Below are 10,553 nucleotides of genomic sequence, written 5' to 3'. Positions count from 1 at the left end.
ACCCCACCCCGCCAGCGGTGGTGGGCGATCGGGTGGCGGGCGCGGGGCGGGGGGCCGGGGTGCGGAAGGGGCGGCGGACCGAGAGTCCCGCCGCCCCTTGAAAGCCCCCGCCGCCCCCTAAAGCCGCTTCAAGCGGCTGGCGGCTTCCTCCAGCAAGGAAACGGATTTGCAGAAGGCGAAGCGGACGAAGGGGGCGCCCTCGTCCTGGTGGTCGTAGAAGACCGCGTTGGGGATGGCGACGACGCCGGCGCGTTCGGGGAGGGAGCGGCAGAAGGCGAAGCCGTCCGTTTCGCCGAGGGGGCGGATGTCGGTGGTGATGAAGTACGTGCCGGCCGGGCGGAAGACGCCGAAGCCGGCGTCGGCGAGGCCGGTGGCGAGGATGTCGCGCTTGGCCCGCAGGTCGTCGCGGAGCGCGGTGAAGTAGGAGTCCGGCAGGGCCAGCGCCTCGGCCACCGCGTACTGGAACGGGCCGGCCGAGACGTAGGTGAGGAACTGCTTGGCGGAGCGGACGGCGCCGATCAGATCGGCCGGGGCGGTGACCCAGCCGACCTTCCAGCCGGTGAAGGAGAAGGTCTTGCCGGCCGAGCCGATGGTGACGGTGCGCTCGCGCATCCCGGGGAACGACGCCAGCGGCAGGTGCTCGCCCTCGAAGACCAGGTGCTCGTAGACCTCGTCGGTGACGACCAAGAGGCCGTGCTCGACGGCGAGTTCGGCGACGGCGGCCAGTTCGTCGCGGGACAGGACGGTGCCGGTGGGGTTGTGCGGGGTGTTGAGGAGGAGCAGCCGGGTGTCGCCGGTGATCGCGTCGCGCAGTTCGTCGAGGTCGAGGTGGTAGCGGCCGGTCTCCGCGGACGGGCGCAGGGTCACCGGGACGCGGCGGGCGCCGGCCATCGCGATGCAGGCGGCGTAGGAGTCGTAGTACGGCTCCAGGGCGATCACCTCGTCGCCCGGCTCCAGGAGGGCGAGCAGCGCGGCGGCGATCGCCTCGGTGGCGCCGGCGGTGACCAGCACCTCGGTGTCGGGGTCGCAGCCGAGCCCGAGGTGCCCGTAGAACCGCTGCTGGTGGGCGGCGACGGCGGTGCGCAGCTCGGGGACGCCGGGGCCGGGCGGGTACTGGTTGCCGCGCCCGTCGCGCAGCGCCCGGACGGCGGCCTCCCGCACCTCCTCCGGGCCGTCGGCGTCGGGGAAGCCCTGGCCGAGGTTGATCGCGCCGGTGCGGACGGCGAGCGCGGACATCTCGGCGAAGATGGTGGTGCCGAAGGCGGCGAGGCGTCGGTTGAGCAGCGGTCGGTCCATGCGGCCATCCTCCGCCGAAGCTCTGGAGTTCCTCAACTGTGCTTTGCGCCGCGGGGGGCCCGGGCAGGAGCCCCGCACCGGGGGGCCGACGGGGGCGCCGACGGGGAACGAAGCCTCGCTGCGGGGGAAGGGGAGGAGCGTGGTGCGGAACATGATGGTCCTGCTGGTTTTCGCCGGGATCGTGGTCGTGCTGCTGGCGGTTGTGGTGGCCGCCGCGCGCGGCGGCCGGAAGGGCCGCCGGGCGTCCGGGCGGTCCACGGGGTACAGCGGTGGCAGCAGCCGCAGCCGGAACAGCGGTGGTGGCGGGGGGAGTTGGTGGGTGGCCGGCGGGGGCGCCGTGGATTCCGGGTCCGGGTCCGGATCGTCGGGCGGCGGGCACCACGGGCACCACGGTCACCACTCGTGCGGTGGCGGCGGCGGCCACCACGGCGGGCACTCCTGCGGCGGGGGTTCGTCCTGCGGCGGCGGGGGCGGCTGCGGCGGGGGGTCCTGAGCCGGAGCGCGGCGCCCGGGGGCGGTGATGCGCCCCCGGGCGCACTCGTACGGATGTACTGACGACCGGATGTGCCCACGGCGGCGGAACGAACCATTCCGCGGCCGTGGGCACACCGCTTCCCGGGGCCGGACGGGCCGCTCGGGCGGTGCCGCCGGGCCGCCGCACCGGGTCCGCCGGGCCGCCGCCACCGGCACACATGCGCCCCGCTCATGCGGCCCCGCATATGCGACTGTCGGATGGCGAAAATTAGCCCAACCTTACTTGTGCGATTGGTGTTTGAACAGGTGAACTGCATGGCCCTCTAGGGGATGGAACCAGGGCGAAGATGGGTAAAAACGCTGTGGGCGCCACCGCATCCGTGATTCCCTCGTCCATGAGAATCCCCCAGTTCTCGGACCCCGCGTGGGCACGAGCCGGCAGGCAGTCATGCATCCCTGATCCCCATCTCGGGCGGGCCGGCCCACCATCCACTGCGTGCTTGCGGAGCCGACCCATGCTCACCACCTTGAAAACGGCTTACACCGATACCCGAGCATCCGACCTGGCCTGGGCCCTGGGCAGGGAACCCCTGCCGGCGCTGGCCGTGATGAACCTCCAACTCGGCGGCGCGCAGGTGCAGTTGAGGCTGCTCGGCGCATCGCACCAGGTGCTGCTCGACGAGGAGAACGGCACCTGTTCCGAGACCGTCGCCTGTATGCCGGGCAGCAGTACGCCGCTGCCGCTCGGCGTGGCCAAGCGGCTGGGGGACTGGGAGTACGAGTTCGCCGCGCACGTCGAGACGCTCTCCCGGGGCTCCTTCGCCGGCCGCGCGCAGGAGTTGCTGGCGCTGGTCGCCGAGCATCCGCACGGTCTCGCCGGCACCTTCCCCGGCTCGCCGCACGCGTTCACCGCGATGCTCGCGCAGCGCCGGCACGGGCAGGTGCGCTGGCGGACCTGGCACGCGTACCCGCAGGAGGGGCGGCTGGTGGCCACCCGGACGCGGGTCGGGGTGCGGGCGGCCGTACCGGTCTGAGGGCGGGGTCCGTGGCGCGGCCGCGGGGCCGGCGGGCCGGTTGGATCGCTGTTCAACTGGTGTGCACAGCACGGACAGTGCACTCCTGTGGGTGACGTAACGACACCATCTCGTCACGTAGCGTTCATGTCATGATCGACCCGCCAGAGCCTCTCGCCGCCGGTGTGTGCGGCCCGCCGGAGGCCCCGGAGGTGCCGGACGCGCCAGGCGCCCCGGAGACGCCGGAGGTGCCGGATGTCCCGGAGGCGCCGGAAGCCAGGGCGCCGGCGCGGCTGCCGGTGCCGGCCCGGCTCGGCCGGCTGCTGGTCCTCGCGGTGGTCTTCGTCTGCGCCGCCTGCGGCCTGGTCTACGAACTCGAACTGGTCGCGCTGGCAAGCTACTTGATCGGCGACTCGGTCACCCAGGCGTCCGTCGTGCTGTCCTTCATGGTCTTCGCGATGGGCGTCGGCGCGCTGCTGGCCAAGCGGCTGCGCTGCCGGGCCGCGGTCGGGTTCGCCGCGGTCGAGACGGTGCTGGCGCTGGTCGGCGGCGGCTCGGCGATGGCGCTCTACGCCTGCTTCGCGTGGCTGGGCCAGTCCCGTTCCGCGCTGGTCGGCTTCTCGCTGGCCATCGGCGTGCTGATCGGCGCGGAGATACCGCTGCTGATGACGCTGATCCAGCGGGTGCGGCGGCAGGACGCGGGTGGCGCGGTGGCCGATCTGTTCGCCGCGGACTACGTCGGCGCGCTGGTCGGCGGCCTCGCCTTCCCCTTCGTTCTGCTGCCCCGCCTGGGGCAGTTGAGCGGCGCGCTGGTCACCGGCGGGGTCAACCTCGTCGCCGGCGCGGTCCTGGTGCTGTGGCTGTTCGGCGGGGACCTGACCGCCCGGGCGCGCTGGGTGCTGGCCGCCGTCAACGTCCTGGTGCTGGCGCTGCTCGCGGCGGGTGTGGCGCTGTCCGGCCCGTTCGAGGCGGCCGCGCGCCGGGCGGTGTACGGGGCGCCGGCCCGGGTCGCCGAGCAGACCGGCGTCCAGGAGGTGGTGCTGACCGGAGGGGTGGGCGGTCCGCCCGGGGCGGGACCGGGTTCGGGTCCCGGTTCCGGTTCCGGGCGCGGGAGGAAAGGTTCCGGCAGCCCGCTGGAGTTGTTCCTCGACGGCCGCCTCAAGGTCAGCTCCGACACCGAACGGGCCTACCACCAGGCGCTGGTGGGCCCCGCGATGGCCGGCGGCCCGCACGGCCGGGTGCTCATCCTCGGCGGCGGGGACGGCTTGGCCGTACGCGAGGTGCTGCGCTACCGCGCGGCCCGCTCGGTGACGGTGGTGGAACTGGACCCCGAGGTGGTCCGGCTGGCCCGCACCGACCCGGGCCTGTCCGCGCTCAACCGCCACGCGTTCGACGACCCCCGGGTGCGGGTGGTCACCGCCGACGCCTTCAACTGGCTGCGGGCGCAGGGGCGTTCGGGCGGTACGGGGCGTTCGGCCGCCGCGAGCGGTGCGTCCGCCGCCGGCCGGTTGCTCGCCGGGGGCCGTTCGCCGGCCGCCGGCGGGGTGCCCACCGGGGGCCGTTCGCCCGCCGCCGGCCGGGTGTCCACCGCCGATGGCGCGGCCGCCGCCAACAGCCGGGCCTCCGGGGATCGTTCGTCCTCCGTCAGCCGTTCGTCCTCGGCCGCCCGTGTGCCCGGCCCCGACCGATCGGATCGCTACGACGTCATCGTCTCCGACCTCCCCGACCCGGGGATCACCGCCAGCACCAAGCTCTACTCGCAGGAGTTCTACGGCCTGGCCCTGCGGATGCTGGCCCCGGACGGGCGGCTGGTGGTGCACGCCGGACCGCCGCTCGCCCGGCCGCGCACGTTCTGGACGGTGGAGGCGACGCTGCGCTCGGTGGGCCTGCGCACCCTGCCGTACCGCATCCCCGGCCGCTCACCGGGCTTCTCCGGCGGCCCGGACCGCTCGGTGCCCCACCACCGCGCGTGCGCCCGGCCCGGGACGGACGGCCGGGAGATGGGGGCCCCGGGCCTGGGGCCGGGCGCTGGGCGCGCCGGAGGCCCGGGGCGGCCCGCCGGCATCCCGGACCGCACCCGCTACTGGGGCTTCGTCCTGGCCGCCCGGCAGCCGCCCCGGCTCACCCCGTCCCCGGACGCCCCACCCGGCCCGCCCGCCCTCATCAGCCCCTCCGCCCTGCGATCCGCCTCCCGCGCCCAGTCCCAGGACCGCATCCCCGGCCTCCCCCCATCGACGCTGATGCGGCCGAGGTACCTGGAGTGAGCGCGGGGCTGCGGGGGTGGAGGGGGCCGGCAGCCCCCGTCGCCCTGCCGACCCGCCTCCGTGGAAATTCGTGCCGCGGCGGGGGCTGGGGCGGGGGGCGCTGGGTAGGCTCCCATGCCATGGAGCATGAGGTGTACGTTCCGTTTCCCGTCCGGACCGTGCGGCAGGCGCTCACCGATGCCGAGCGCGTGGCGCGCTGCGTCCCCGGAGTCCAGCTCGACGCCGATGCCGCTCCGCAGCGCCCGCAGGGCCGGCTGCGGCTGCGCGTCGGGAGCTCCACCATCACCTACCGCGGCACGCTCACCGTCGGCGGCGGTCCGGCGGACGACGACCCGGAGGCCGGTGGCGCGGCGGGCCCGGTGACCGTCGAGGCGGCCGGGACCGAGACCCGGGGCGAGGGGACCGTCGCGCTGACCCTGACCGTGCGGTGCGTTCCGGCGACCGAGCCAGGACCCGGGACGGCGCTGGTGTGCGATGGCACGGTCCGCAGCGAGGGGCGGCTCGCCGCCGCCGGCGACCGGGCCGCGGCGGCCGCCGGGCGCCGGCTGCTGGACCGCTTCGCGGAGAACCTCGCGGCGGATCTCGGAGAACGCCCGGTCGAGGAGGCGCAGGAGGCTCCCGGCGCACCGGAGGACGCGGAGGCGGCAGGGGCGCCGGACGGGCCCGGGGCGGGTTCCCGGCCGGTGTCGCAGAGCATCTTCGATACGGAGGTGCCGCCGCCGTCGCTGGATCCGCTGAGCGATGCCGAGGATGACGTCAGTGTGGTCGCCGATCCGGATGATCCGGACGGGCAGCCCGGCGCCGGGCCCGGCGCGGACGAGGACGCGGACGCCGAGCGGGCCGAGCGTCTGGCGGCGGATGACGCGCTGATGGACGGCTTCGCGGCGGACGGGCCGGACGCGTTGGACGAGGGGGACGGGGACGCGCCCGCGGAGGCGGCGCACGCCCGCCGGACGATGATCGGGCGGAGTGCGGAGGAGGTCGATCACGCGCCGCCGCGCGGCCGGTACGCGCCGGTGCCCGCGCCGGAGACCGGTGCGGGCTCGGTGCCGCTGCGCTGGGCCGCGCCGGCCGCCGCGGTGGTGCTGGCCTCGGCGGTGGTGGTCGGGCGGGTGCTGCGGCGGCGCCGGTGACCGGCCGGCCGGGGAGGCGGCCGGTGACCCGGCGGTCCGCCGGCGGCCGGGTCCGGGCGTACGGGCCGGCGCACCGCTAGGGTCGCTTCCGTGAGCACCGAGAAGACCACGCAGAGCCCGGCGCGGGAGCCGGGCGGGGACGGCGTACGGCTGCGGGCCGGCGACACCGAACTGACCGTCCACCCGGACAACGGCTGCCGGATCGGCAGTCTGCGGATCGGCGGCACCGAGCTGCTGCGCCAGGGCGACAAGTACGGCTGCTTCCCGATGGTGCCCTGGTGCGGCCGGATCGACCACGGCACCTTCCGCAACGGCGGTGAACTGCACCGGATGCCGGTCAACTCCCCGCCGCACGCCATTCACGGCACCGGCCGCGACGTCCGCTGGCGCACCGCGCGGACCGGCCCCACCGCGGCGGCCTTCACCTACGACCTGAGCGACCCGGCGGCCCCCTGGCCGTACCCGGGGACGGTCACCCAGGTCGTCGAACTGGCCGAGGACGGCGGCTCGCTCACGCTGAGCATGGGGGTCGAGGCGACCGGCGACTCGTTCCCGGCGCAGGCCGGCTGGCACCCGTGGTTCCGGCGCGACCTCGGCGAGGGCGAGGACGTCCGGATCGACTTCGCCCCGGAGTGGCAGGAGGAGCGCGGCGCCGACCACCTCCCGACCGGCCGCCGGATCACGCCCCTGCCCGGACCGTGGGACGACTGCTTCGGTATGCCGCGCGGGGTCGAGGTCACCCTCACCTGGCCCGGCCGGCTGGAGCTGACGGTCGCCAGCCGCGCCGAGTGGGTGGTGGTCTACGACGAGCAGGAGGCGGCCGTCTGCGTGGAGCCGCAGTCCGGCCCGCCGAACGGTCTGAACACCACCCCGCGGCTGGTCACCCCGATCGACCCGCTGGAGATCTCCACGACCTGGAGCTGGCGCGCGCTGTAGCCGGGCGGAGCCGGCCCGCGCCGCAGGCGGCGGACACCGGTGCCGAGGTGCTGTCCTAAGCTCGTGCGCATGACGGACGACGTGCGCGGCGCGCTGCTGCAGCAGATCAAGGACAAGGCCGTGGTGCACGGCAAGGTGACGCTCTCCTCCGGCAAGGAGGCCGACTACTACATCGACCTGCGCCGGATCACCCTGGACAGCGAGGCGGCGCCGCTGGTCGGTCAGCTGATGCTGGACCTCACCGCCGACCTGGACTTCGACGCGGTCGGCGGGCTGACGCTGGGCGCCGACCCCGTGGCGACGTCGATGCTGCACGCCGCCGCCGCCCGCGGCCGCCGGCTGGACGCCTTCGTCGTCCGCAAGGCGCAGAAGGCCCACGGTATGCAGCGCCGGATCGAGGGCCCGGACATCACGGGCCGCCGCGTCCTGGTCGTCGAGGACACCTCCACCACCGGCGGCTCGCCGCTGACCGCCGTCGAGGCGGCGCGGGAGGCCGGCGCCGAGGTGGTTGCGGTTGCGACGATCGTGGACCGCGGCGCGGCCTCGGCCATCGACGCGGCCGGCCTGCCGTACCTCACCGGCTACCAGCTCGCCGATCTCGGCCTGAGCTGACCGGCCGGCCCGGCGCCCGCCACCCCGGCGTCCGGCGCTGACCTGCGGCATTGCCGCGCGCCCGATGTTTCACGTGAAACACCGGCCCATGTTTCACGTGAAACCACGGGCACCGTTTCACGTGAAACATCGCGCCGTGTTTCACGTGAAACATCTCCTCCCCCGCACGGGGCCGCCATACGGGCGATGTGGAGCAAGCCGGTGAGTCTGGGAAGATGTGCCACGGCGAAGTCCTCGCCCCCTGGTCAGGGCCAAGAACGCACACCCCGCACACACAAGGAGCGGACAGATGCCCATCGCAACCCCTGAGGTCTACAACGAGATGCTGGACCGGGCGAAGGCAGGCAAGTTCGCCTACCCGGCCATCAACGTGACGTCCTCGCAGACGCTGCACGCGGCGCTGCGCGGTTTCGCCGAGGCCGAGAGCGACGGCATCATCCAGATCTCCACCGGCGGTGCGGAGTTCCTGGGCGGCCAGTACAACAAGGACATGGTCACCGGCGCGGTCGCGCTCGCCGAGTTCGCGCACGTGGTCGCCGAGAAGTACGACGTCAACGTCGCGCTGCACACCGACCACTGCCCGAAGGACAAGCTGGACGGCTATGTCCGCCCGCTGCTGGAGATCTCCGCGGAGCGCGTCGCCAAGGGCCGCAACCCGCTCTTCCAGTCGCACATGTGGGATGGCTCCGCCGAGAACCTCGCCGACAACCTCGCCATCGCGCAGGAGCTGCTGCCCCGCGCCGCCGCCGCCAAGATCATCCTTGAGGTCGAGATCACCCCGACCGGCGGCGAGGAGGACGGCGTCACCCACGAGATCAACGACGAGCTCTACACCACGGTCGAGGACGCGCTGCGCACCGCCGAGGCGCTGGGCCTGGGCGAGAAGGGCCGCTACCTGCTCGCCGCCTCGTTCGGCAACGTCCACGGCGTCTACAAGCCGGGCAACGTCGTGCTCCGCCCCGAGCTGCTGAAGGACCTCCAGGAGGGCGTCGGCGCCAAGTACGGCAAGGCGGCGCCGTTCGACTTCGTCTTCCACGGCGGCTCCGGCTCCACTGCCGAGGAGATCGCCACCGCGCTGGAGAACGGCGTGGTCAAGATGAACCTCGACACCGACACCCAGTACGCCTTCACCCGCCCCGTCGCGGACCACATGTTCCGCAACTACGACGGTGTGCTGAAGGTCGACGGCGAGGTCGGCGACAAGAAGACCTACGACCCGCGCAGCTGGGGCAAGCTGGCCGAGGCCGGGATGGCCAAGCGCGTCACCGAGGCGTGCGCCAACCTGCGCTCCACCGGCACCAAGCTGAAGTAGCCACCGGCCGCACCGCGGCTCCGAAGGGCCCCGCCGCCACCCCGGCCGCGGGGCCCTTCGCCGTACGGCCGCGCGCACGGCCGCCGGCCGGGGCATGCTCACCCCATGGACGCAGCTGATCCCGGAGCGGTGCGACTCTCCTCGCCGCAGGGCCGCCGGGTGCTGACCACGACGGTCCTCGGCTCCGGTATGGCGATGCTCGACAGCACCGTCGTCAACGTCGCGCTGCCGAGGATCGGCGCCGACCTCGACGTCGACCTGGCGGCCCTCCAGTGGACCGTCACCGCCTACCTGCTCACCCTCTCCGCGCTGATCCTGCTGGGCGGGTCGCTCGGCGACCGGTTCGGCCGGCGCCGGGTCTTCGTCATCGGCGTCGTGTGGTTCGCCGCGGCCTCGCTGCTGTGCGGCCTCGCCCCGGACGCCGTGGTACTGATCGCCGCCCGGGCGCTCCAGGGCGTCGGCGGGGCGCTGCTCACCCCCGGCTCGCTCGCCCTGATCCAGGCCGTCTTCCACCCCGACGACCGGGCCCGGGCGGTCGGCGCCTGGTCCGGGCTGGGCGGGGTGGCCGCCGCGGTCGGCCCGTTCGTCGGCGGCTGGCTGGTCGACGGCGCCGGCTGGCGCTGGGTCTTCTTCCTGAACGTGCCGCTGGCCGCGGTCTGCGTCCCGCTCGCGCTCCGGCACGTCCCCGAGACCCGCGAACGCGTCACCGGCAGGCCCCGCGGCTTCGACGTACCGGGGGCCGTCCTGGGCGCGCTGGCGCTGGCCGGCGTCAGCTACGCCCTGATCGAGGCCCCCGTCCGCGGCGCCGCACCGGCGGTGCTGGTGCCCGCGGCCGCCGGGGTGCTGCTCGGCGCGGTCTTCGTCCACGTGGAACGGCGGCGCGCCGACCCGATGCTGCCGCCGCGGATCTTCGCCAGCCGCCAGTTCTCCGCCGTCAACGCGGTCACCGTCTGCGTCTACGCCGCCTTCGGCGGTTTCTTCTTCCTCGCCGTCCTCCAGCTCCAGGTCGTCGCCGGCTACTCCCCGCTCCGCGCCGGCACCGCGCTGCTCCCCACCACCGCGCTGATGCTCCTGCTCTCGTCCCGCTCCGGCGCACTGGGCGAGCGCATCGGCCCCCGCATCCCCCTGACCGTCGGCCCCCTGCTCTGCGCCGCCGGCATGCTCCTCATGACCCGGGTCGGCCCCTCCGCCTCGTACGCCGCCGACGTGCTCCCCGCCCTGGTCGTCCTCGGCGCCGGCATGGTCACCCTGGTCGCCCCCCTCACCGCCACCGTGCTCTCAGCCGTCGACGTCGACCGCGCCGGCCTCGCCAGCGGCGTCAACAACGCCGCCGCCCGCGCCGCCGGCCTCCTCGCCGTGGCCGCCCTCCCCCTCCTCGCCGGCATGGGCCCCGACACCTACCGCTCCGCCCCCGCCTTCACCACCGCCTTCCACCGCGCCATGCCCCTGTGCGCCCTGCTCCTCCTCCTGGCCGCCCTCCTCGCCAGCCTCACCATCCGCAACCCCACCCACC

The 10,553-nt window shown here is 74.6% G+C and carries 7 protein-coding genes and 1 pseudogene; 7 read left to right on the top strand and 1 reads right to left on the bottom strand.

The features are described 5' to 3' along the window. Positions 1-117: 117 nt before the first annotated feature. Positions 118-1,296 carry a pyridoxal phosphate-dependent aminotransferase gene (locus ADL22_RS07575; RefSeq protein WP_066975011.1) on the bottom strand — a complete coding sequence of 393 codons (1,179 nt, stop codon included), beginning with the start codon at positions 1,294-1,296 and terminating at the stop codon, positions 118-120. Between the two features lie 989 nt (positions 1,297-2,285). Here ADL22_RS07575 and ADL22_RS07565 point away from each other — a divergent pair. The 7 genes and pseudogenes from ADL22_RS07565 to ADL22_RS07535 form a co-directional block, all read left to right on the top strand. Continuing rightward, entirely contained in the window at positions 2,286-2,804 is a 519-nt protein-coding gene (locus ADL22_RS07565; protein ID WP_066975007.1) for a DUF2617 family protein, read from the top strand. Between the two features lie 131 nt (positions 2,805-2,935). Continuing rightward, positions 2,936-4,711: pseudogene (locus tag ADL22_RS34550) on the top strand (hypothetical protein); the annotation flags it as partial. A gap of 455 nt (positions 4,712-5,166) precedes the next feature. Continuing rightward, positions 5,167-6,180, top strand: a complete 1,014-nt coding sequence (locus tag ADL22_RS07555; RefSeq protein WP_066975005.1) for an SRPBCC domain-containing protein — start codon at positions 5,167-5,169, stop codon at positions 6,178-6,180. A 90-nt stretch (positions 6,181-6,270) separates the two neighbouring features. Beyond that, complete coding sequence (locus ADL22_RS07550; protein WP_066975003.1) at positions 6,271-7,116, top strand: aldose epimerase; 846 nt, start codon at positions 6,271-6,273, stop codon at positions 7,114-7,116. A gap of 69 nt (positions 7,117-7,185) precedes the next feature. Continuing rightward, positions 7,186-7,728: an orotate phosphoribosyltransferase gene (gene pyrE / locus ADL22_RS07545; RefSeq protein ID WP_066975001.1), complete on the top strand. Its 543-nt coding sequence runs from the start codon at positions 7,186-7,188 to the stop codon at positions 7,726-7,728. Positions 7,729-8,017: 289 nt separating this feature from the next. After that, the gene (fbaA, locus tag ADL22_RS07540) at positions 8,018-9,040 is read left to right on the top strand and encodes a class II fructose-bisphosphate aldolase (RefSeq protein WP_066974999.1); all 1,023 of its coding nucleotides are present in this window, start codon (positions 8,018-8,020) and stop codon (positions 9,038-9,040) included. A 105-nt stretch (positions 9,041-9,145) separates the two neighbouring features. Further along, on the top strand, positions 9,146-10,553 hold a 1,408-nt coding region (locus ADL22_RS07535), incomplete at its 3' end, for an MFS transporter (RefSeq protein ID WP_066975013.1).

Source organism: Streptomyces sp. NRRL F-4489 (assembly GCF_001509485.1).
Classification (GTDB): domain Bacteria; phylum Actinomycetota; class Actinomycetes; order Streptomycetales; family Streptomycetaceae; genus Streptomyces.
The sequence above is the reverse complement of the archived record's forward strand: the minus strand, read 5'-3'. Positions and strand labels throughout refer to the sequence as shown.

Coding starts and splice junctions, on each gene's coding strand:
- ADL22_RS07575 (WP_066975011.1), bottom strand. CDS start 1,296: ATGGACCGACCGCTGCTCAACCGACGCCTCGCCGCCTTCGGCACCACC.
- ADL22_RS07565 (WP_066975007.1), top strand. CDS start 2,286: ATGCTCACCACCTTGAAAACGGCTTACACCGATACCCGAGCATCCGAC.
- ADL22_RS07555 (WP_066975005.1), top strand. CDS start 5,167: ATGGAGCATGAGGTGTACGTTCCGTTTCCCGTCCGGACCGTGCGGCAG.
- pyrE (WP_066975001.1), top strand. CDS start 7,186: ATGACGGACGACGTGCGCGGCGCGCTGCTGCAGCAGATCAAGGACAAG.
- fbaA (WP_066974999.1), top strand. CDS start 8,018: ATGCCCATCGCAACCCCTGAGGTCTACAACGAGATGCTGGACCGGGCG.